Source organism: Paenibacillus sp. JT31N11 (assembly GCF_056269285.1).
This window is the reverse complement of record NZ_JBWDNQ010000035.1, coordinates 1-21,015: the sequence shown is the minus strand read 5'-3', so window position 1 is coordinate 21,015 and position 21,015 is coordinate 1. Positions and strand designations below refer to the sequence as shown.

The 21,015-nt window shown below is 45.9% G+C and carries 23 protein-coding genes and 3 pseudogenes; 8 read left to right on the top strand and 18 right to left on the bottom strand.

The features are described from left to right. The first annotated feature begins 488 nt into the window (after nt 1–488). Nucleotides 489–1,439, top strand: a complete 951-nt coding sequence (mraY, locus tag AC0YNV_RS39740; RefSeq protein ID WP_475772976.1) for a phospho-N-acetylmuramoyl-pentapeptide-transferase — start codon at nt 489–491, stop codon at nt 1,437–1,439. Nucleotides 1,440–1,658: 219 nt separating this feature from the next. Here the strand turns inward: mraY and AC0YNV_RS39735 are convergent. Together AC0YNV_RS39735 and AC0YNV_RS39730 are read right to left on the bottom strand one after the other, a co-directional pair. Continuing rightward, nucleotides 1,659–1,781, bottom strand: a pseudogene (locus AC0YNV_RS39735) (MerR family transcriptional regulator); the annotation flags it as partial. Between the two features lie 199 nt (nt 1,782–1,980). Continuing rightward, the gene (locus AC0YNV_RS39730; RefSeq protein WP_475772975.1) at nt 1,981–2,760 is read right to left on the bottom strand and encodes a TIM barrel protein; all 780 of its coding nucleotides are present in this window, start codon (nt 2,758–2,760) and stop codon (nt 1,981–1,983) included. 111 nt (nt 2,761–2,871) lie between these two features. Here AC0YNV_RS39730 and AC0YNV_RS39725 point away from each other — a divergent pair, with 111 nt between their 5' ends. From AC0YNV_RS39725 to AC0YNV_RS39705, 5 genes and pseudogenes are all read left to right on the top strand, one after another. Further along, on the top strand, nt 2,872–3,183 hold the full coding sequence (locus AC0YNV_RS39725; RefSeq protein WP_475772974.1) for a hypothetical protein: 312 nt from the start codon (nt 2,872–2,874) through the stop codon (nt 3,181–3,183). Nucleotides 3,184–3,267: 84 nt separating this feature from the next. Next, nucleotides 3,268–3,474, top strand: coding sequence for a transposase domain-containing protein (locus tag AC0YNV_RS39720; protein ID WP_475772973.1), 207 nt, complete (start codon nt 3,268–3,270; stop codon nt 3,472–3,474). 97 nt (nt 3,475–3,571) lie between these two features. Continuing rightward, a pseudogene (locus AC0YNV_RS39715) lies at nt 3,572–3,727 on the top strand (ATP-binding protein); the annotation flags it as partial. A gap of 93 nt (nt 3,728–3,820) precedes the next feature. Further along, nucleotides 3,821–4,510, top strand: coding sequence for an ABC transporter ATP-binding protein (locus tag AC0YNV_RS39710; RefSeq protein ID WP_475772972.1), 690 nt, complete (start codon nt 3,821–3,823; stop codon nt 4,508–4,510). Further along, nucleotides 4,464–4,718: a hypothetical protein gene (locus AC0YNV_RS39705; protein WP_475772971.1), complete on the top strand. Its 255-nt coding sequence runs from the start codon at nt 4,464–4,466 to the stop codon at nt 4,716–4,718. The genes AC0YNV_RS39710 and AC0YNV_RS39705 overlap by 47 nt, the downstream gene beginning before the upstream one ends. A 48-nt stretch (nt 4,719–4,766) precedes the next feature. Here the strand turns inward: AC0YNV_RS39705 and AC0YNV_RS39700 are convergent, their stop codons facing one another. From AC0YNV_RS39700 to AC0YNV_RS39665, 8 genes are all read right to left on the bottom strand, one after another. Next, a complete protein-coding gene (locus AC0YNV_RS39700) occupies nt 4,767–5,501 on the bottom strand; it encodes an SDR family oxidoreductase (RefSeq protein WP_475772970.1) in 735 nt (244 codons plus the stop codon). A gap of 204 nt (nt 5,502–5,705) precedes the next feature. Continuing rightward, complete coding sequence (locus AC0YNV_RS39695; protein WP_475772969.1) at nt 5,706–6,176, bottom strand: YhjD family protein; 471 nt, start codon at nt 6,174–6,176, stop codon at nt 5,706–5,708. Continuing rightward, entirely contained in the window at nt 6,173–7,426 is a 1,254-nt protein-coding gene (locus AC0YNV_RS39690; protein ID WP_475772968.1) for a DNA polymerase IV, read from the bottom strand. The genes AC0YNV_RS39695 and AC0YNV_RS39690 overlap by 4 nt, the downstream gene beginning before the upstream one ends. A 303-nt stretch (nt 7,427–7,729) precedes the next feature. Beyond that, complete coding sequence (locus tag AC0YNV_RS39685) at nt 7,730–8,959, bottom strand: S-layer homology domain-containing protein (protein ID WP_475772967.1); 1,230 nt, start codon at nt 8,957–8,959, stop codon at nt 7,730–7,732. Nucleotides 8,960–9,771: 812 nt separating this feature from the next. Continuing rightward, entirely contained in the window at nt 9,772–10,539 is a 768-nt protein-coding gene (locus AC0YNV_RS39680; protein WP_475772966.1) for an ABC transporter permease, read from the bottom strand. After that, nucleotides 10,540–11,301 (bottom strand): ABC transporter ATP-binding protein, encoded by a 762-nt coding sequence (locus tag AC0YNV_RS39675; protein ID WP_475772965.1) that lies wholly within the window; start codon nt 11,299–11,301, stop codon nt 10,540–10,542. It lies immediately after the preceding gene. 12 nt (nt 11,302–11,313) lie between these two features. Then, nucleotides 11,314–12,177, bottom strand: coding sequence for a pentapeptide repeat-containing protein (locus AC0YNV_RS39670; protein WP_379114539.1), 864 nt, complete (start codon nt 12,175–12,177; stop codon nt 11,314–11,316). A 14-nt stretch (nt 12,178–12,191) separates the two neighbouring features. Further along, nucleotides 12,192–12,521 (bottom strand): PadR family transcriptional regulator, encoded by a 330-nt coding sequence (locus AC0YNV_RS39665; protein WP_475772964.1) that lies wholly within the window; start codon nt 12,519–12,521, stop codon nt 12,192–12,194. Nucleotides 12,522–12,928: 407 nt separating this feature from the next. Between AC0YNV_RS39665 and AC0YNV_RS39660 the strand changes: the two are divergent. Then, nucleotides 12,929–13,114 (top strand): annotated as a pseudogene (locus AC0YNV_RS39660) (ABC transporter permease); the annotation flags it as partial. 309 nt (nt 13,115–13,423) lie between these two features. Here the strand turns inward: AC0YNV_RS39660 and AC0YNV_RS39655 are convergent. The 8 genes from AC0YNV_RS39655 to AC0YNV_RS39620 form a co-directional block, all read right to left on the bottom strand. Next, nucleotides 13,424–14,479 carry a DUF1835 domain-containing protein gene (locus AC0YNV_RS39655; protein ID WP_475772963.1) on the bottom strand — a complete coding sequence of 352 codons (1,056 nt, stop codon included), beginning with the start codon at nt 14,477–14,479 and terminating at the stop codon, nt 13,424–13,426. A gap of 119 nt (nt 14,480–14,598) precedes the next feature. After that, nucleotides 14,599–14,820, bottom strand: coding sequence for a DUF3953 domain-containing protein (locus AC0YNV_RS39650; RefSeq protein ID WP_475772962.1), 222 nt, complete (start codon nt 14,818–14,820; stop codon nt 14,599–14,601). Between the two features lie 151 nt (nt 14,821–14,971). Beyond that, nucleotides 14,972–15,181: a hypothetical protein gene (locus AC0YNV_RS39645; RefSeq protein ID WP_475772961.1), complete on the bottom strand. Its 210-nt coding sequence runs from the start codon at nt 15,179–15,181 to the stop codon at nt 14,972–14,974. Nucleotides 15,182–15,366: 185 nt separating this feature from the next. Continuing rightward, on the bottom strand, nt 15,367–15,762 hold the full coding sequence (locus tag AC0YNV_RS39640) for a hypothetical protein (protein ID WP_475772960.1): 396 nt from the start codon (nt 15,760–15,762) through the stop codon (nt 15,367–15,369). A gap of 547 nt (nt 15,763–16,309) precedes the next feature. Then, nucleotides 16,310–16,714, bottom strand: coding sequence for a RidA family protein (locus AC0YNV_RS39635; RefSeq protein WP_475772959.1), 405 nt, complete (start codon nt 16,712–16,714; stop codon nt 16,310–16,312). A 355-nt stretch (nt 16,715–17,069) separates the two neighbouring features. After that, on the bottom strand, nt 17,070–17,702 hold the full coding sequence (locus AC0YNV_RS39630) for a sensor domain-containing protein (protein ID WP_475772958.1): 633 nt from the start codon (nt 17,700–17,702) through the stop codon (nt 17,070–17,072). Nucleotides 17,703–18,349: 647 nt separating this feature from the next. After that, nucleotides 18,350–18,802 (bottom strand): helix-turn-helix domain-containing protein, encoded by a 453-nt coding sequence (locus tag AC0YNV_RS39625; RefSeq protein ID WP_475772977.1) that lies wholly within the window; start codon nt 18,800–18,802, stop codon nt 18,350–18,352. 1,155 nt (nt 18,803–19,957) lie between these two features. After that, nucleotides 19,958–20,359, bottom strand: a complete 402-nt coding sequence (locus tag AC0YNV_RS39620) for a hypothetical protein (protein WP_475772957.1) — start codon at nt 20,357–20,359, stop codon at nt 19,958–19,960. A gap of 263 nt (nt 20,360–20,622) precedes the next feature. Between AC0YNV_RS39620 and AC0YNV_RS39615 the strand changes: the two genes are divergently transcribed. Next, nucleotides 20,623–21,015: IS110 family transposase (locus AC0YNV_RS39615; RefSeq protein ID WP_475772956.1), on the top strand; the 393-nt coding region annotated here is incomplete at its 3' end.

Sequence of the window (21,015 nt, the reverse complement as noted above, 5' to 3'; positions counted from 1 at the left end):
TTCCTCACGCCTTCATGTTGTCCAGGTCTACCACGTGAGTTCTCTTACTATCTTTCTGTATTTCTGGCAAGGGTGAAATCCTGCGAATAAGCGAGCATTCGTGAGAAAACTATAACGTACCGAGGGAGCTTAATCGACCGGCCACGGAATTACATAGCTTCAGAATCGCTTACGTTTTAATTTGTGGATAAGTTTATCAAGAGCCATGCCTACTAAAAAGAAAAAAATTAAATGCATGACATAACCGCGCAAAAAAATACCACACTATCGTCCCCAGTTAGCTGCGCATTGTGGCGTCGCATTCATGACTTGATCATTCATCTATGGTACAGTTAACCGCGCTGTCTGTGATGGCAAGTTTTAAGAGGTCACTCCCAGAAGAATGGCTTTTTCCTTTTTATTTCCAACGTGTAAAAGGATTATTTGTCCACTATATAGAATTACAATAATCAAAGGTGTGAATCCGTAATGAAAGCGGTGCTTTTAACATGTTTGGGATCTTTGGCGTGTCTGGTCTTTCGTTCTTGCTTGTGGCATTCTTAACACCTCTACTCATTAGGGGACTGCGAGTTTTAAAGCTAACGCAACCGATTCGATCTGAGTTACCTCCTGATCATCAAGCCAAACGGGGAACACCACTGATGGCTGGTCTGATCTTGCTTATCGGTGTAGTAACGTCACTCCAGTTTCATCCCGCCCCAATGATGTTCTTTTTATGCGTTGCGTTTCTGTTATTCAGCTCAATCGGCTTTATGGATGATTTCAAAAAGGCAGCATGGCAAGATCCATCCGGTATCTCTGGACGGACGAAACTTGTGTTTCAATTCGCATTTACTGGTATACTGCTTTTCACATTGTTCAGTTCGTTCTCGCTGACCAGTGACATTACGTTGTTCCATGGATTTCAACTACACCTGCCCGTTTACGTGTACATCATAATAATGCTCCTATTTGTAGTTGGTTCAGCGAACGCTATCAATTTTACGGATGGTCTAGACGGGCTATTGATCAATGTTGCGATCCCCACTTATTTTTTCTTCTTTCTGATCTCAGACAAACCTGAAGTACAAACATTTTCGCTCGTAATGATTGGCTGTCTACTCGGTTTATTTCTGTACAATATTTATCCCGCTAGAGCGTTTATGGGGGATACTGGATCACTAGCAATTGGAGGTTCGCTTTCCATTTTAGCGGTTATTGAAAAAGTTGAAATTTTAATACCAATCCTGTTTTCAGTCTATCTGGCTGAACAATTATCAGTCATTTTGCAAGTCTGGTACTATAAACGCACAAAATTGCGTCTATTCAAAATGGCTCCGATACATTATCATTTCAGTCTAAAATATGGATGGAGTGAGAATAAGATCGTCATGGTGTTTGGTTTCATCTCTTGGGTTTCTGTTCTTATTTGTTGGATTATTTGGAAGTTCGCCTTTTAAGCCCGTCACCTCTCATTACAAGGATTTCCACAAAGAAAACCGAAAAGCCTTCAATTAAAAGCAGGCCCCCGCGCGCGATAGCTGGGAGCCACTACTACTTTTCATCTTCAACAGGTTTTGCAATTCGGGCTCAGCACGAATGCTGGCTTCCATTTCCAGTTTTAACTTGAAATTTTCCTGTCAGGTTTCATGCAACGCCATTTCATTTTCTCATTCCCCTAGGCGGCTGTGCCTTTCTAACAGCATCTTCCGATGCAACTCCAATGCGTCCTGTCGATCGAAAAATGGATCGTTGATAAGCTCATTAATTCTCTTCAGCGGGAGAGCGAGTTCTCTAAAAAAGTAAAAGCGTTAACCAGTTCCGGTTGTTTCGGCGGGTTTCAATAATCGGCAATCGGACCCTGTTCTTGTCACCAATCGGGACTCGGATCAAATTCTTGTCATCGCCAAAAGACAAAGACTTCAATAGCAATGGCCATCCTTTTTCAGGATGGCCGTATCGTTGTAGAACATTCTATACTTACAATGCAGCTTATTCTGCTCAGACCTTGTCAAAATAATTTGCGCTTTCCACCATAGGTGTGCAGTCGGAATGGTCCCCGCTCAACGTGATCTCGAAGATGAAATCCTTCTCCAACACGAATGGCTTCACCATTCTCCAATCGATTCGCCCTTGGCCAAGCGGCAGCGAATCATGCTTTTGCCCCATGCTGTCGACCAGATGATAGTATTGCGCGTAAGGCGAGGTTCGCTCAAGTACCTCACGGAGCCGCTCATTATCTCCGCCGAACGAAATGAACGTATGGCTTACATCGACATTCAACGAAAGTTCCAGAGGTACGATCAAATCCTCTATAAGATACGGGTTGCGGCCATAGGAGAACAGTCCTTCGGTCGAATCTTCCCAGACAAAAACTTCCTGTGAGTACGACATGACTTTGTGGATTTCTTCACGCAGAAGAACAGTTCGTTCCCGGGTTACATTTTTACTGCTGGCTGTATGGACGTAGTGTGCATGCACAATACATTTGGCCCGTTCTTCCATGCAAATGCGCGCAAGCAATTCGCAAGATTCGTGGTAAAATTGGCGAATGTGCGGGTTTTCGCTCAAGATGTCCAAATATTCGCCTCGGTAGTTGGGCGGATGGTGTAAATAGGGTTTGACCCCGCGGTCATGGAGCTGGCGGATGCGGTTCCGAATGAGATCGGGATCTTGCAGGTCGCGATCGCTCAGATAGAACTCGATGATATTCGGGTTGTATCTGAGTCGGTTATCCAGGTTACTCTGATCGAGATTTCCTTTCAAGCGCATGAACTTCATTTTGCATCACCTCAGCCTCCATCCTACCATAACAGTGTAAAATGAATATTAACTAGTTGTCTTGGTTAGCGGGGATAGCCCTCTAGATAAAACAGCAGAACGGTGCTTCGGATGATGATCGACAGTGTCGTCCATCTGCAAGAGACCGTGCCGGACGGTGCTGCGGCTGACGAATTTATCGAAGAGACTCACAATCAAGCGGCACAGATCGATGCCAACGATATGTTGTACTCGCTGAAATCGTCCGCCGACTACGATCCCGAGCCGGGCCTCTCTTCGATCAAAACTAAACTGTTTGCGCTCAATTTCTCGGATGACGAGTTCAATCCCGAAGAACTTCATGTTCTCGAAAGCCTCGTTCCCAAGGCAAGAACGGCCGGTACGCCTTTCAGCCCGGAACTTCAATATCGCGGGGACACTTGACGATGGCGCAGCCGGAGCACAGCATGTCGCCGCATTCATGCGATGGCTTGGCGATGCGCCGCCGACTGAGTCTGGAAACTTCAAATGGAAGAACGCCTTTTTTGCTCACATCATGGTCCTTCCTTGTTGAGCTATCATACCCGTACGGCCAAGAAAAATGGGATGGACCCGTTCCGCTATCTGCGCTATTTGTTCGAGCAGCTCCCGGATGCCCATGATTCCGCAAGCGCTGAAACCGTTATGCCGTGGTCGGATTCGCTGCCGATCGCTTGTCGAGTGTTTAGGTCCTAGTTCCAGGTTACTTCTGCCCGCATCTGATCAAGTTGTGGGGGTTATTTGACGTTCACTGTAGAACGGCTTTTTTTCAGCCGTTCTTTTTGTTTATATAGGGCGTATCTTCCGGGAATCTACCGGAATGGGGCTTTATTTGACGAAAGAAGCGGCCCATTATCTTGAGCACCGGATCGAGTTGGATTCGGAGGTCGGCAAAGGGACGGAAATCCGGCTTATTTTCTCTCGTACTCAAAACCTTACACCCATGTAAGGTAATTGAAAGAATAATCGATAGTTAAAGCACGATGGGCAGCGGTATGCTAACCACAGATCAAATGATCGTAACTGAAAGGAGATCTTGTGCATGCTGAATGTAAAACAGGTGAGCAAAATATACGAGGGAAAAATCACCTACCACGCTCTAACGGATATCGATTTAATGATTCAACAGGGGGAATTTACCGGAATTATGGGTCCGTCCGGAAGCGGAAAAACGACACTGCTCAATATCATTGCAACGATTGACGAACCGACGACCGGCGAGGTCAATATTAATGGAAATAACCCTCACCGTCTAAAAAAAGATGAACTGGCTAAGTTTCGCCGCCGTGAACTCGGCTTCGTATTTCAGGATTTTAATTTGCTCCATACCTTGACGGTAGAAGAAAACATTGTCCTGCCGTTAACATTGGATGGCAGCAAAGTGACGGAAATGAAACAAAAGGCGCATGCGATCGCTGACAAGCTCGGAATTACGGAAATCATGAAAAAACACACGTATGAAATTTCCGGCGGACAAGCACAAAGAACGGCTGTTGCCAGAGCGATGATTCATTCTCCGAAGCTGCTGCTTGCCGATGAACCAACCGGAAATCTGGATTCCAAATCCTCCAAGGATGTCATGGAAATGCTTGAATCCATCAATCGGAATGAGCGGACGACCATGATGCTTGTAACACATGATCCGCTGACGGCAAGCTATTGTAACCGGGTCGTGTTTATTCGCGATGGAAAGCTGTATTCGGAAATTCACAATTTCGCTCCTTTACGGTGAAGCGCCTGAGCCGCAATGTTACGGGTACTTGGAGTTGGATCAGGATGGCAATATAATCGCACTCTACAATAGGTATGACGAGGAACTAGACATGTATGGTGGACATGAATTTGTCAGGGTACGGACGCTTGGCAAATTCGATGACGAAGACCGCGATAATTTTTATTCCTTGTTAGAAAGTGATGGTGTAAGCCGCCTGTTTAATTGAGCTTACGGTTTCAGGAATGTCGATCACTTTTTCCCGCCTCCTGACGTATTACCACGGTATCACTCCGTTTTCATCAAAGAAACCGCCGGTCGGACCATCGCCCGGAAGGGTGGCGAGCTTCACGACAATAGAAGCTCCCTGTTCAACGCTACGATAACCCGTATGGCCATTCAAATCCGTAGCTGTGTACCCTGGATCAGCTGAATTTATCTTGATCGGCGTATTTTTTAATTCTTTGGCAAACAAGTCAGTCAGTGCATTGACTGCCGTTTTCGAACTCATGTAGGCGAGCAAATTTACTCCGTATTTTTCGGCATCGGATTCCGGGTCAATATTCATGGTCAAGGAAGCCAAGCCGCTTGAAAGGTTTACAATTCCGCCAGCAGGCGATTTTTTAATCAAAGGGAGCATTGCCTTAGTAACAGAAAACATGCCGAAAACATTTGTCTCATAAGTATTCCTAAGAACGGTCAATTCCAGTTGACTCGGAGGAAGACCTCTATCCAAGCTCACGCCAGCGTTATTGATCAGAACATCAAGCGCACCATACTGATCTTCAATACGCTTCGTAGCAGATTGAATGGTATCCAGGTCTGTAACGTCAAGCGTTAATGCCTCAGCATCTATGTTCTCATTCTTCAGCGATGCTGCGGCTTCCTGCCCTTTGGATTGATCTCTTGAACCGATCAAAATTGTGAATCCCAGCTTGCCCAATTGTCTGGCGCTCTCGAACCCGATACCTTTATTCCCACCCGTTATCAAAACAGTCTTCGAAGTGTTCATGATTACGCCTCCTGGAGATAGAATTTACTTGCTGAAGCTCATGTTACAACTTGGAGTACACTCCAAGTCAAGAGCAGAATTCAAGGTAGGATGTCATGCTATTGGACGACCGGGGGCGAGTATCCAAGAAAGCTTGCCGTTGTGCGCTGCATGATTATTCGATTGTACACGATCGAGGCTTGTGTCGCTCTCATAAACTGCACCTCACACTTTCGTCTTCAGCCGCGCTACCAGCTCCGTTGTATACTTCGTTAGCCGAACAGCTATCTCCGATCGCATAACATCACGTGTCATTCCGAATCGTTCTTCGTAACCCCGATAATAACACTTATGATAAATCACCATGTCTTCTTGTTCTTCCGTGACGACGCGAATATTCCGTTTCTTCAACTCGCTCCGTAATCGATAATAGTCTTCGGCTATCGTGGTTAAGACTTTATGGCCAGCGGCCAGGTAGAGTCGTTTCATCACGTTAGATGAGTTCTCGATGTCGGATATGCTTTTCTGAATCATCTTCTCCATATGCGGCAACAGGATATAATCGCGGATCATGATGCGTTCTTCCATCGTCAAATTCTTTCCGGTGCCCGCTGCTTGTTTCCGGTCATATTGTTCAGCGTGTTCAGTCAGCAGCATTTTGGACTTCCACCGTTCATTTCCGTCAAGTTTGCTCATTTAAAGTGACCTCCGATCTGTTCCGCTCTCTCGCGGGCGACTCCAGATTCAAGAAGCGAAGAAGCGTGTATGATGGCGTCGCTCCCGAAACGGTTTTTGATTTCGTCGATCGCACGTTCCTTACGGTAAGCGCGAGAACGGTCCTCAAACAGGGTCAGTTGGATTACGCTGTCTACGGATAACTGCCCTAATGATATGCTGAGATGGCTAATTGGCATTCCACTCCAATGCTTTATAAACAGCGCATGCGCGGCAGCCGCAACCTCATGCGTTAACGATGTCGGCTGTGATAACGTCATTTGACGGCCGAATCCCGCCGACTTTTCCCCATCCGTCTCTCCAGCGCCTACCGATACTACGCGGCCCTGATACCCGTAACGGCGAGCCCGCCGACACACCTCGACAACTAACTCCAGCAGTACGACTTCGATATCCGTAAGCTTCGTATACAGACGCCATCTGAGCGTCTTGCCGTGACTTATATTCTTAATCTGCGACCTGATGTTCGATACAACCGGTGATGGATCGATTCCTCGTGCAGTCTGCCAGTAGTAACCCGCCTGAATATCGCTTTGGCGGCCCATTCGACGCCGCATTCGCGCCTTAAAATCGCCGAAGTCCAGCCGCGCTATGTCTCCAATTGTGTTTAGTCCCATCCGGACAAAATGCTGAGTCATCCGGTTCGCGACCATAAACATTTGATGGACCGGCAGCGGCCACAATTCCGCTTCGATATTATCCTGGTTCAATTCGAAAATACCGTCTGGACGCTTCTTGGCGAAGTTGTCCGTCGCCATCTTAGCGAGAATTTTCGTTGGCCCGATCCCCACCCGCGACCATACGCCGGTCGATAAAAGTACGCGTTCCTGTATTTGGCGCGCAATCTCCAGCGGCGGTCCGAAATATTTAATGGAGCCGGTTACGTCGAGAAATTGTTCATCGATCGAATACGGTTCGACCTGGTCCGTGAAGGAAGCGAAGATTTCGGAAATAAACAGTGATATCGTGACGTATGTTTGCATACGCGGGCGTACGACGACTAAATCTGGACACTTCCCCATGGCCTCACCAACGCGTGAGGCTGTAGTAACCCCGCGTGCCTTCGCGATTGGACAGGCCGCAAGTATGATTCCTCCGCGACGGTCCGGATCCCCAACGGCTATTGGTTTATCCCGCAGGTCCGGCCGCGCCGCTTTTTCGACAGAAGCGTAAAATGATTGACCGTCAACCAAAAATATTGTCCGTTTCATTTCGACCACCTCGACGCGAACATTAGTTCTGATATATTATATGACGAGAACCCCCGTTCGTATACAGGGGAAATATTTCCTGTTATGTGCTTAAAGATCAAATTGTACTCTTTGTCCAAGAAAAAATAGTGCGGACTGACAGTGTTGATTTTATGCGCTTTATACCTTGAAAAATCGTTTGCCTTTTGAAAATAACTTTTAGACTGAACGATTTTAATAAGCAATCACGAAATAAAGTTGTCAGCCATAAAATAACTCCTGCCGCGTAAAAGCCGACAGAAGTACATTTCGTTGCATTAGCCTTTAATATTGGTTGTATATCCGGTAGAGGAATACTGCCGCTTCCGCTCGTGTTGTTGGCGCCTGAGGGTTAAGCTTATTTCCGGAGCCGGAGATTAGACCTTCCTCGGCCAGAGCAGCCAGACTCGCCTTCGCATAAGCTGAGATGTCCCCTTTGTCACTGAACGAAGCCAGAATGGCGGGATCTCCCGAGGCTTTCAGCTGCTTGACTTTCTCCAAAGCACGAGCGGTCAGCACCATCATATCCTGCCGCGAGATGTTTTCCAGCGGATGGAATTCATCATGGCCGGTACCCGCAGCCAAGCCTAGCTGCTTCGCAACGCCAAGCGCTTCGTAATAGTAGGCGTTTGGCTCCACATCTGCGAAATTCCCTTCAAATTTCGCCGTCAATCCCAAGGTCTTGACGAGCAAGACCAGATAATCGGCGCGGGTAATGCGGGCTGCCGGAGAATAGGCCCCCGCCTTTGTACCGTTGATGATGCCCTTGGAGGCCATGATCTCAATCGACTGTCTTGCCCATTCCACGCTGCTCAGATCGCTGAAGGTCTTCTTCACATAAGCTACGGCATAATCGCTGAAGTGGGTCGCAGCAAAGGTCACAGTTCCGCTCTTTGCATCGTGACGGCCGCTTGGGACCGCGATAACGTTACCGCTACCGTCGATATACCAGATGACGAGATGTTCGGGATTCTTCAGCTCCTCTGCTGTCGGCATATACGGGATAGAAATCCGAACAGGTGCGGACGAGTTGTTCCATAACGTCTGCACGCCATTCAACGCCAGCATGAGTTCCACCAGCGGTCGGCCGCCTACGGCTGTCGCCGCATCATCGACGAAGATCTTTTCCGCCAACGCTCCGATGGCTATCGATGCGCGGCCTGCCGCTTCATCGATCGCAACCGGCAGCGTCGTTCCAACAGAGCCGGTAATGGTTACCCTGTATTCAGGTGTCATAGGAATGCTTCCACCGCCACCATTGCCGCCGTTACCGTTATTATAGCTGGATCCAGATACCGTCAGCTTCACTGTATACGTGTCGGTGGAGTCTGCCAATCCGTCATTGGCCGAGAACACCAAGTTCATAGCACCTTCTGCACCTGGCGTGTACGTATAGGCCGGAATCGCCGATATAGCCGCAGCGCCGTTCACCGATACATTGTAGGTCAGCGGATTGCTATCCGCATCTTCAAAGATCTCAGCGAGATCGAGCACAAACGGTGTATTCACCGTCACAGTTGCATCTGCCGTCGCTTCAACCCTTCCTAACGGGCACCGTATTCCCCTTCAGATTTACGGTGAAGGTTTCTGTGGAATCTACCATTGTGTCGTTGGCAGTGAAGATCAATGCTACCGTATTTGCTGTAGTTAGCGTGTACGTGTAAGTCTCACTCGCAGCTATTGCCGGCGCACCATCTACCGCTACTTTGACTTTGCGGTTGATATCAGGTGATAAAAAACTCTGGAACCAAATTATCTGCTTCATCCATAATCCCATGTATTCTCCCCAACCTTTCTTAGTACTTCCGTTGCAATGGATTTGGGAGTTTACACATAGACTGCAAAAAAGAGTCGTAAGGCAAAATAAAAAGCACCACTTGGGTGCTTTAAGCTGAGCTGATATTTCGGCACTTGGGAAATGCACTGCAACGTAGAATTCACCCTTAGATCCTTTCCTTAGACCATATTACTGCCACCGCGTGAGCAGATAAGTTCTACCTGATACAGCTTGCTTCTTTACTGCTTGGGCACTTGGGGCTGCGCCTGGATTTAATTTGGGAATCATCGTAATAAATTCTTCGCGATTTATTAGTTGGATTCCGTTGGATTTTGCGCCTCAAATCCATCTAATATGACATTTTTCAATATTAGCTGCCACAGCTCGATAACTCGGATAAATACCCTCTAGATGTAAGCCCAGTATGAATGTTTATAATGACATTCGTATTTTTACACTGCTCATCAGTTGTGCTCTTATTTAGATAAAGAATTTATTCCACAGGACTGTCTTCTCTGTTGTTTAATTCAGAAACAAGCTGTTCTTTTTTTCACACCCGCTTCTTATACACCCTCATCGCAAAGTAGTAGGCTACGAGCAAAATCCCGACGCACCACGCAAGAGCGACCCATATATCATTGCCCACCGGCTGACCCGACAGCAGCGCACGAATGGCTTCCACGATCGAGGTCACCGGCTGGTTTTCGGCAAAGGCGCGGACGACCTTCGGCATCGACTCGGTCGGCACAAACGCCGAGCTGATAAATGGCAGGAAGATAATCGGGTAGGAAAAGGCGGTTGCGCCTTCCACCGATTTTGCGGTCAGCCCGGCAATCGCCGCGACCCAGGTTAAGGCCAGGGTAAACAATACGAGTATGCCAGCTACTGCAAGCCATGACAGTATCCCGGCGGACGAATGAAAGCCCATAATGAGCGCTACGAGAATGATGACGACAACCGAGATGGCATTGGATACCAGCGAGGTCAGCACATGCCCCCAAAGCAAGGCGGAACGTGAAATCGGCATGGTATGAAATCGCTCGATGATGCCCCGCTGCTTATCCAAAAACAGACGGTAAGCCGTATAGGATATGCCGCTTGCAATCGCAATCAGCAGGATACCGGGCAGCAGATAGTTCACATAGTTATCCGTACCGCTTTGAATGGCGCCGCCAAACACATAGACGAACAGCAGCATCATCGCAATCGGCGTGATGCAGACCGTGATGATGGTGTCCATACTGCGGAAAATATGGCGCATGGAACGCCCGAGCATCACGCTAATATCGGTGAAGAAATGATTTTTTGCCGCCTCCATTTATATGGCCTCCTTCTTGCCGACGATGGAGAGGAATATTTCCTCTAACGACGGCTGTTTTTCAACATACTCCACCTTTGCGGAGGGGAACAGCTTTTTAAGCTCCGAGAGCGTGCCGCTGGCGATAATCCTGCCCTCGTGCAGAACGGCAATTCGGTCGGCGAGCTGCTCTGCCTCCTCCAGATACTGCGTGGTCAGGAGGACCGTCGTGCCGCCGCCGGCAAGCTCCTTGACAATCTTCCAAACCTCGATGCGCGCCTCGGGGTCAAGCCCGGTGGTCGGCTCGTCGAGGAAAATGATCGACGGTTTTCCCACAAGGCTCAAGGCGATGTCGAGCCTGCGGCGCATCCCGCCCGAATACGTAGACGCCCTGCGGTCGGCGGCGTCTGTCAAGCCGAAGCGGTGAAGCAAGTCGTCCGCAACCTGACGCGGATTTTTGAGGTATCGCAGCTTGGCAATCATGATCAGATTTTCCCGTCCGGTCAACATTTCGTCCACGGCGGCAAATTGCCCGGTCAGACTGATTGCCTGCCGCACATTGTCGGGTTTGGAAGCAACATCGAATCCGTTTACGGTGGCGGTTCCGCTGTCTGGTTTGAGCAGCGTGGTGAGGATTTTGACAACCGTGGTCTTGCCCGCCCCGTTGGAGCCGAGGAGGGCGAAAATACTACCCTTTTCCACCTCGAAATCTACGCCCTTTAAGACTTGAAGCTGCTTGTAGGATTTTTGCAGTCCTTTTACTTGAATGGATGTGGTTGGCATATTTTCCCCTCCTTATCGAACGGTAACCTTGGACAAATCGGCCCCCATGCCTTTAAGGGCGGCATAGGTCAGCTTATCCATCATCGCGCCGTCAAAGCAGACGGTTTTAATGGCACGGTAATATCTTCGAGACCACGAAGACGTCGGAAAAGACACATTCTTGAGTGTCGCGCCCTTGAATGAAACTTCGTTCAGTGCCGACTTGTCAAACTTGACGCCGATAAAGGTTTGCCCGTCCAAACACAGCCCTCCCAGATCAGAAGTTTTGAACTCCACGCCGTCAAAGATACAGTTTTTAAAGATTGTTTTTCTGAGCTCGATCATGGAGAACGTAACGTCGGTCAGTTTTACGCCTGTGAATGTGGCTCCGTCCAGTCCCGACTTGCTGAAGTTCGTGCGTACAAGGATGGATTGATTGAAGCTTGCATTTGCCAGGTCAAGGGCAGATAGGCTGCAGTCCGTCAGATTCGCGCCGTCAAAATTGGCTTCACGCACGTCGCTGCTCGCAAATGAGCTGCCGGTCAAGTCTGCGCCCGCAAAGTCGGCACCGCGTAACGCGCTGGACTTAAATTGTCCTTTATGCGCGATAACGCCCGCAAAGTCGCTCATTGGCAGGTTGCTCGCGCTAAAGTTGGTCACCACCTGCCGCTCCAGCGAGCGGGAGAGGTTAGCGACTTCCAGTACCGTTTGCTCAATGTCGCCGATGCTTTCAATCGTCATTTCAAAAGCGGTTTCATCATCCTTGCCCTCGGCTTTGAGTTCACGGAACCGCTCCTGCAAATCGGAGAGCAGGTCCGTCTTTAATTCGGTAACGCTTTTTACCTCATCGTAGGGTGCAAACACGCCGTTCAAATAGTTCGTCAATTTCTCATTCATAACCTCAACACTCCTTATAATAAGTTTTCAAGCACACGCTTTGCGTACTCCCAGTTGCCCTTGTTGCGGGCGTAAGCAGCCTTGCCTTTTTCGGTAATCCTGAAATATTTACGTCGTCCACCCTGGGATTCATCGCCCCAATACCACTCGATATCCCCGTCCACCTCAAGCCGCTTGACGCTGGAGTACATCGTGGCTTCCTTTAATTCATACTCGCCGCCTGAGCGCTCGGCAATCAGCTTGACAATCTCGTACCCATAGCGGTCCGCTTCGGATAAGAGCCGTAAAATCATCGTATCGGTATGCCCGCGCAGCAGGTCGGATGTAATTTTGTTCTCGCTCATCTCATCACCCCGCATTTGTATAATACGACATACTACTTTGACTGTCAAGGTAATATTTTAAATTAGGTACTTGGGTTGAAAAGTAAGCTATAAGGCAGCCCGTGTAAAGAACATAAATATACCGATACCCACTCCGACTTATACATCGGTGTAGGCATCGGTATGAATGTAGTAAGCTGCGCCATTTAACCCTCAACTGCCGAGCGAGTCCTTAAACCTGAATACCAGCTTGCTTGTCCGACGTGACTGTGACGGAATCAACCGCCACTGCCCATAGACGCTCGTCGAACTCTTTAATGATCAGTGGCGGTTTCGAGTATCAGGTTGCTTTAGCAATCAGAAACCGCCGGCAAAGGCATCACCCGTGATCTGGAGATTAATCGTCTGTCCATTGCTACCATCTTTTGGATAAGCAGCGGGGCATCATTGAGCGGTTTCACACCATGCCGATTTCACGTTCCTCCTTGCTGTGGGGGCATGTGTTGACCTCGCTGGTATCCAACGCCCTCTCGGTTCTCGTCATCATTCTCGTAGCGCTCGTTATGGGCTTTCGTTCGCCGGCGGGGATATGGTCATGGCTTGCAGTAGCCGGTAATAAAAAACAGTAGTTTAGCCAAAAGATGAGTAGCAATCATAAATATAGAGCATGGTGTAGCTGAAGCCATGCTCTGTTTTTTTGGTCATAGTTAGGGCCAAGGGAAAATCCAGTGCATGAGAAAGCCACATTCTGTCGTCCTATATACCAGTGAGATAGCTAAAAGCGCCGCCAGAACCTGACATATAACATGATAATGTGCTCACACCATACTGCTGAATAGTGCATTGTTACACGTTACTTTAACGATCTGGAGCAAGTCGCCGCGGCGCCTGCTCCAGCATAATTATTGCGCTATCGTACCCGTTTAGCTTAAACTATGGGTACCCAATTTAACGGAAAACTGATGCAGAGCTCCCGGTAGTCCTCTAAATGTCAATATTCCTTGGTTGACTAAGATCCAGATTCTATAGGAAATAAACGAATATCCTACGAGTTGCTGCGATGTTTCAAAAACCCTATTTACAACACTTCCGGCTCTGATAAATCCATTCTCATCTTGTTCGTGTTCCAGTTCTATCACCGACCTTACAATCACCGCATCTAGGGCACTCTCATCACTGCCTCTAACTGTACCTTCTTCCCACAAACGAAGCACATGATCTTGCCCCGTGAGCATAAGCCATTCTGATTCGTACCTTCTTCTTTGGTCTTGTTTAAGAGGAATGCCTTCATAATAATTTCTTACGATTGCCTGGTAATGTTCTCGGTCGATTAAACCACTCGCGTATGGAGTAATCTCATCTACGTTTTGCATTCTTGTAGCGTTAAATAGCTCCGTCACATTTACAACATTAATCGGCTGTTCTCTTTCTCTTAACAAATGCACTGCGAAACGTAAGCCTGTTTGATCATGGGGATTATCCCCGTACCAAATGACGATATTCTTATTATCCGGAATGCTTCTTATTGCTGTCATCAAATTCTCAAGCTTATGTTCTTGGTTCGACTGTTGATTATAAGAGTAATCACCATCGTGTTCCATCATCCAAAGAAACCTTTTCTGCTGTCCAGTTGTTGTATCCAAGTCAGATATTGGCCCGACTGAAAACACATCATTAAATGCTAAAACCTGGCACACTTCCCGTTTCCCGACTTCATGGAGAGATAGTAATAGCGGACCTTCATCAGAGAGGCTAAACACAATATGGACGTAACGTTGGAGCACATCTGTCTGCAATTTTTGATTTCGAATCGCATCTATTTGTCCTTGAAGTAGGTTAATAACTCCCTCTGCTAACTTTTTTTCTTCAATACCACCGTCTTGATGATAACGATCTACTGTATCCAATAAATTGTAAAATAACTGCCGTAATTCATTTTCACTCAGTTGGTAAGGCAGACTTTTGTAGAACTTATCCATGTATTATCCTCCTTATGGGACCATCCCGCCTCCATAATACCCCATATTGGAACTAAACTGCCCCGTTACTTTAACAAACAACGGCAGCTGAATTGTGGCCGGTTGCCGTTATATCATATTCATCTATCGTCCGTTAGTCCAACAAGAAAAAGGAAGACACCAACACCAAGCCAACCATATGTTTTTCGCTCTTTTTGAAATTCCTCTAACCCAATCACCAACATCATTAAACCCAGAAGCAATATCATAAGTGATTGAAACTCAAAATTCTTTGTAATGAGTCCATAAGCGGCAATTATAATAATAAATGGTGATAACACATAACGTAATATCTTTAACAAAAATGCCCCCTTCTCGATATAATTGGTACGACTCAAATACCGAAAAATCAATAAACAAATCAAAATAATATTGATTTTGAATTTCGATTGTCAAGTCACCTGTTTCAAAATAATGAACCTTTGTAATTGGTTTATGATGCAAATGGTCCTTTTAAATAGATATAAAATCTGTTCCCTTACGTTCGGTAATTCCGACAATGATATCGCTTTTATTTCGTAGTCTCCAGGAACATTCCACATTTATACTTCCACCGTCAAACTTGATTTTTACAAATTCAAGCCCAACTTGTGATATCTCGGTCACTTTTTGACCTATGAAATCGGTGAAGTTAATATCACTTGATTCATCTTCAAATTTCATTAATTTCACCCCATTACATGTAATTTACATCAATATGATTCAATATTCTCTTCTCGTTATCCTGCCCGGTAGCGAGCAAAAAAAATGCCGAAGCAACCGCCATTTCACTATCGTATCCGTTAGTGCAATGCCTGCTTAAGGTAAATGCTCATCCATTCTAAGTATCTTCATGTCAATTTTTACAGTCAAAGAGGTTTCGATCTCAGCCACGCTAAGTATCCTTTAGTCAAAAAGTAAGCAATCAGAACAATGACCGCAAGAATTCCATCAGTTATTGCAACAGACTGAATGTCAGGAGTAATATGCTGAATCGTAAAGGGAATTGTGACCGATACAGCGGCCTTGTGGAAAAATACGAGTTCCCATATCCCAGCATAACGGCGAGGATATATAGCTAAAAGCAAGAAGAGCCCTGTGAATATAATGAAACCATAAAGACGCCAGATCTCAACAACCTTAGTGGCTGAATCTGCACTTGCAACATTTTCAATGTTTAAGAAAAAAGAAAAAAATGCACCTACGGTACACATTAATAATAGAACCTTCCCTATGCGATCATTCAAAAGAGATACCTGTTTCATTTTTTCCTCCTAATTTACAATAATATTCAATGAAGTGAGCGGGCAGGATTACATAAAGGAAGTGGGGGCAAAGAGTCGAAATTTTTCCTTAAGTGCAGATCATAGTGATTTTTTTCTTCTACAACTTTCACGTCCCCTTCTCAATTACTTCGAAAAGCTCGATGCTAATCACATTAATATAATAACTAATATAATTAGTTTTTGTCAAGAATGAGATTTATGGTCATGAATTCTCATGACTCCTTTGAATAAGACATTCGAGACACCTGCTTATTACACTAAACTGCCCGATAGCGTAACGAAAAGGCAGCCGATTTACCAACTGCCTTACTGTTAATTGTTGAGCTATCGTAATCCGTTACTTCAATAATCTTATTTAAAATATAAATGGAAGCATCGTCATGAAACTCTTTTTATTATCTTCCCATGCACTAAGGTGCACAAGACCCGCACCTGTTAGTATATTTCAATAATAAAAGGGAACAGCTCCCGTGGCAGTCTGCTCGCTGGCTATCTTTCTTCCCCATTACTGGGACATAAAAAGGAATCACTTCGCTGCGACGGCTTCGATCTCGACGAGCAAATCCGGTGAAGCGAGTGCTTTGACAATAACTAGCGTTGTCGCTGGTGGAGGGGTAGGCAAGAACCCTGCGCCAGACTCCATGAAGGCACCAAGCAGATTTTCATCCGTTAAATAGATTGTGGATTTTACTATGTCGTTTACATCCATATCTGCGCCGGCAAGGACTTTGTTTAAATTACTGAGCGCCAGTTCAGTTTGTTGCCGAATATCTTTGCCAGGAATTCCGTCCGGACCTACACCTACTTGGCCTGAGATGAACAACATACGTTGAAAAGATGTAACCTCAACTCCCTGGTTATAATTTTCTGAGGATACCATTCCTGGAGGGTTGAATTTTCTTAGCACCATCCCATCTCCTTTATTATCCATAATTTCCTTTCACTATTTATCCTAGCATATTGGTCGTACTCAAATCCAATTGATTTCGACTTTTTTACTCTTTCGATGCCTTATTTCACTCTCTGCCCGTTAGTTGGACGAAGGGCCGCCGCGCGACGGGTGCTCTTCTGCTTTACAGTATCGTACCCGTTAGCCCTACATGCAGCGGAAGCGCCGCACCACAGATTATGGAAGTAATTTCGATCTTCCATGGGAGCTCAGTGACATTAATTACTCAAAGAGGATTGAACAAATTTCTTTGCTATTTAACCACTGCTTGGTACTGAGTCCCCTAAGAATCCAGTCCTCAAAAGATCCCGAATAACATCTATCGACGATTACATTATTAGCCGAGCATACTCTCTACGAATTTTCCATGCAACCATGTCACTCCCTTAATCCACCAAGGAGCAAGGAAAAGCATAATTACACCGGGAAAGAAATGAACAGATACTGCTCCGATCCAAGAAGGGCCGCCCCAAGTCTGACTCGTAAATTGTTCATTCCAGAATACAAAGGGATAAGAAAGGCTATATGCAGTTTGAACCCACGGATATAGTGTGGCGAAAGTGACTGCAAATCCAACTGGCAGATTGAGAAAGACAAAACCTACCTCACGCCAAGTTCGACCTTCTCTAAAACGGGTTCGAAAACGGGATACCAACCCGCGAGCAGAAATACGACGATCAACATGGTTTATAGGAACGTTTAAGAACCAGCGCGCCCGTGCTCGCTCGAACCTGCCAGCAGTCCGCGCGATACCAAAGAAAAATATGAACAGTAAGATACCAAGTATAAAGGTAATCATGAGAGCCGAACTTGCAATTATTCCGGGTATGGTAAACGCGAACCATAGAGCACTAACGGGGAAGCAAAGAATACCGTAAAGCGTACGCTTCCACGTATCCAAGCGGAATGGCGCTAGCCAGAATCCTCTCCGATGGATGGATGATGAACGAACATCAGGGTAACGGGGCATATATTTCCTTCTTTCCTGTCACAGAATCCAGATGAAGCTCTTTAGACGGATTGATCTCCAGTATAGCAATTCCGAAAACATGTTGCGACCATCATTTGGCTAAAAATCCATTAGACACCTAATTGGGGATGTAATCAATTATTGGTGGAGTTGTATTATATGTCTTTGAAAGCCTGACCGTTGGCTTAGCGAAGGGCTGCCACGTGGTAGCCCCGGCTCCTTAGTTTCCTTCTTCATCGAGTCTTAGCTAATGGTGAAATCCTGCGATTTCAAGAGCTTGCGTGAGGAAACTCAATCATATCGTGGGAGCTTAATCTTGAACGTCAATCCTCCTTTATAATCCAGCCGCTGCTTTAATTTGTTGTCTCTGAGACAAGATTAATAATTTCAATTTTTCCGTTCCGAAGGCTCCTGCCGAAAATCCATTCGCTTTCGGATAGTAGACCATCCGAAATGAAGTTCCGTCTTGAAGGTGTACGCGCAGGAAGATTTCAGCCTCATGCAGGATTTTCTCGTATACCCTATCGAAACCGACATAGGCAAAGAGAGGAGTTCATTTATAAAATTCGATGATGCTTCTTCGCTAGAGTTGCCGATTGGACTGCCATCTCGGCCGCTTTCTTGATCTTGAGTGAATGCATCAGGTTTCAATTTTCTTTATATTTGTCCTTCACGACGCCTGAGCAAATCCCCGCACCGACCATCAATAGAAGCGGTCCGAAATTCCATATCCATGCCCCGCCAACCAACGTCAAATCGAAAGAGAACACTTTATTTAACAAAAGCACGCCTAATTTAATGACCAACAAAACCGCGCCTAATAAAAACAATTCGTCAAACAAGAATTTTAATTTAGGGTATGCCAGTTGCTTGCCGTCTTGGATCACTTTCTTGGTTAACCCCTCATCGCTCCTTAACAATTCGTCGATGGTGACGCCGAAGAGATCGCTTATCTTGATGATGATTTCGATACTAGGATAATTCTGGCTATTTTCCCATTTCGAAACGGATTGCCTGCTGACGAATAGCTTCTCCGCTAATTCTTCTTGCGACCAGCCTCGCTTCGTTCGCTCGCTTTTCAACTTCTCGCCAAAATCCATTTCGGCCATCACCTTTTCTGCATTTGGTAATTCCATTATTGTGGTGACCTCCGAAAAAAGTAAAGCTATTTGTAGTTGCATTCCCCCGCAACCTTACGTTGCACGCTAATCTTTCCCCTCCCCGGGCATGGAGCGCGCGATTTGGCTCAAAAAAAGAGAGGAGCTTCTCAGCTCCTCCCCGTTTCCATGGCGTCAACATTATGCCGCAAAACGCGTTACTTCGATGGAGCGGTTTGGTTAACGGTCCAGATCCCGATATGCCTGTCCTCATCCACGGAGAACCACAGTGCGCCATTGCCCACGATAGTGGGCTAAACAATTATTAAGTTAACCTCCCTCTATGGAGAAACGATTTGTTCATAAATGCTTACGTATTTTTAGAATCTGACCGTAAAGCGTGTGTACCAGATAAAATTCATGTGGAACCAAAATGAAGAAACCCCGCCATCCGCTGGCAGGGTTTTGTTTATTTAAAGCAATTATGCCAGACTCTCCGCGTACGTCAACTTTTCTTTGCATATCCCAATTTTAATTACCGTTCTACTTTCTAATGTCTTGTGCCCAGTTTTAAAAATCTCGCCAGCAAGTTCCATAGTATGGATTCCATCGCAGGCAAGACAATAAAAATTCAACATGGCATACCTCCTCTCATTAAGTCTTTACACTTACGAGGTCAGCGAGGTTTCGTTTATTTAAAGCAATTATGCCAGTCTCCAAGAGACATTCTTCAGCGTATATTATTTCAGGACAATTCAATTCATCCAACTCCCAGGAGAATTTTTTTATCCTTAACCTCGCCAGCCATAGAGGGGTTGTTTTTGTAATATATCCTGCATATAACCATTACATCACCTTATCATCGTTGTTTTTCTTATTCTTTCCAAGCAATGGAATTTTATCAATACGAAAGAGCAACTTTAGGGTTCTAATGACTGATTTTTGAAGAAGTAAAAGAAGCTGCCAATGTCAGCTCCTTTTACGAAATATCTTATTAGAATTATCGTACCCGTTAGCGTAACGACAGTTTCAACACATTCCTTATCTTATGTATTGAAAAAACCAGCCCCCTCAAAGGACTGGTTCGCCGCGGCCATCATTCAACTATCAGCTCAGGTCTTTGAGCATTTATTTATATTAAGCTCCCTTTTCTTTCAACTATTTGATATTAAATAATTTCTTCAAATTTTTTAATACATTATCAACTAGCCACAAGGCTGCCGCTATCGCAAAAACCATGTATATTATAAAGCCATCATCCGACACTGTATCATCGGCAAGAGTAAACAAATACGCAACAATTCCTGCAAACATAAGATGTAAAGCAAAACCCAATATGTAGTAATAGAACGCCCCCTTTATTTTGTAAATAACCAGATCAGTAACAATTGAGCAGGGTGCACCGATTATTAGGCAGTAGAACGTAGAGTAACTAAAAATGAATATAAAGTTGGATACCTCGGGGTAGTCATAAGCAAAAAATAATATAAATAGAGCAACGATAAAAGAGCTGAATATACTCGCTATTATTTTCCTCCCAATACCCATTATTGTGATCATCTATACCCCCCTTTTCAAGTGCGAGATAACAAAATTGTCATAGATCTTTTCAACAAGATACAATGACTTCCTTCCGCACTCTTCTGCCCGTTACTTCAAAAGAAAAAGGAGCAGCTGCCGCAGCACACTAATCCACGCTATCGTACCCGTTAGGATTCCTGTAGAGCGTTAATTTTGAGCTTTGCATTAAAACGAGCGACTCCGGTACGATGGGGTAGTCACGGGTCATAGCCCTTTAACCATCTTAAGGAGGTCGCTCTATCTTGAATTTTAAAGCTCAAGCCAAACAAAATCAACTGCTCGAACGCATTTCAACCCAGCACCTTGTCGTCGGCATCGACATCGCCCAGCAGTCCCATGTTGCTCGCGCTGTCAACTTCCGTGGAATCACGCTCGGCACTCCGCTTCATTTCTCCAACAACGATGCCGGCTTTAACCAACTGCTGCAGTGGATGAAAGATATGCAGGAAACGCACCAGCTAAACGACACCATCAAGGAACCAACCGGCCACTACTGGCTCAGTCTCGCCGCCTGGCTCAAAGACCGAAGCCTCGAGGTCGTGTTGGTAAACCCTCATCTCGTCAAAAAGAACAAGGAAAACCGAGATAATACTCCCTCCAAAAGCGACATCAAGGATGCCTTGGTTATCGCCGAC

Bases quoted from the DNA above. Each gene is read 5' to 3' on its own strand.
- AC0YNV_RS39725 (WP_475772974.1), top strand. From the start codon at position 2,872: ATGATGATCGACAGTGTCGTCCATCTGCAAGAGACCGTGCCGGACGGT.
- AC0YNV_RS39635 (WP_475772959.1), bottom strand. From the start codon at position 16,714: ATGGATAATAAAGGAGATGGGATGGTGCTAAGAAAATTCAACCCTCCA.
- AC0YNV_RS39620 (WP_475772957.1), bottom strand. From the start codon at position 20,359: ATGATCACAATAATGGGTATTGGGAGGAAAATAATAGCGAGTATATTC.
- AC0YNV_RS39665 (WP_475772964.1), bottom strand. From the start codon at position 12,521: ATGAGCGAGAACAAAATTACATCCGACCTGCTGCGCGGGCATACCGAT.
- AC0YNV_RS39710 (WP_475772972.1), top strand. From the start codon at position 3,821: ATGCTGAATGTAAAACAGGTGAGCAAAATATACGAGGGAAAAATCACC.
- AC0YNV_RS39720 (WP_475772973.1), top strand. From the start codon at position 3,268: ATGGAAGAACGCCTTTTTTGCTCACATCATGGTCCTTCCTTGTTGAGC.
- AC0YNV_RS39655 (WP_475772963.1), bottom strand. From the start codon at position 14,479: ATGGATAAGTTCTACAAAAGTCTGCCTTACCAACTGAGTGAAAATGAA.
- AC0YNV_RS39700 (WP_475772970.1), bottom strand. From the start codon at position 5,501: ATGAACACTTCGAAGACTGTTTTGATAACGGGTGGGAATAAAGGTATC.
- AC0YNV_RS39675 (WP_475772965.1), bottom strand. From the start codon at position 11,301: ATGCCAACCACATCCATTCAAGTAAAAGGACTGCAAAAATCCTACAAG.
- AC0YNV_RS39730 (WP_475772975.1), bottom strand. From the start codon at position 2,760: ATGAAGTTCATGCGCTTGAAAGGAAATCTCGATCAGAGTAACCTGGAT.
- AC0YNV_RS39690 (WP_475772968.1), bottom strand. From the start codon at position 7,426: ATGAAACGGACAATATTTTTGGTTGACGGTCAATCATTTTACGCTTCT.
- AC0YNV_RS39630 (WP_475772958.1), bottom strand. From the start codon at position 17,702: ATGCCCCGTTACCCTGATGTTCGTTCATCATCCATCCATCGGAGAGGA.
- AC0YNV_RS39680 (WP_475772966.1), bottom strand. From the start codon at position 10,539: ATGGAGGCGGCAAAAAATCATTTCTTCACCGATATTAGCGTGATGCTC.
- mraY (WP_475772976.1), top strand. From the start codon at position 489: ATGTTTGGGATCTTTGGCGTGTCTGGTCTTTCGTTCTTGCTTGTGGCA.
- AC0YNV_RS39670 (WP_379114539.1), bottom strand. From the start codon at position 12,177: ATGAATGAGAAATTGACGAACTATTTGAACGGCGTGTTTGCACCCTAC.
- AC0YNV_RS39705 (WP_475772971.1), top strand. From the start codon at position 4,464: ATGGAAAGCTGTATTCGGAAATTCACAATTTCGCTCCTTTACGGTGAA.
- AC0YNV_RS39695 (WP_475772969.1), bottom strand. From the start codon at position 6,176: ATGAGCAAACTTGACGGAAATGAACGGTGGAAGTCCAAAATGCTGCTG.
- AC0YNV_RS39625 (WP_475772977.1), bottom strand. From the start codon at position 18,802: ATGGATTTTGGCGAGAAGTTGAAAAGCGAGCGAACGAAGCGAGGCTGG.
- AC0YNV_RS39645 (WP_475772961.1), bottom strand. From the start codon at position 15,181: ATGAAATTTGAAGATGAATCAAGTGATATTAACTTCACCGATTTCATA.
- AC0YNV_RS39640 (WP_475772960.1), bottom strand. From the start codon at position 15,762: ATGAAACAGGTATCTCTTTTGAATGATCGCATAGGGAAGGTTCTATTA.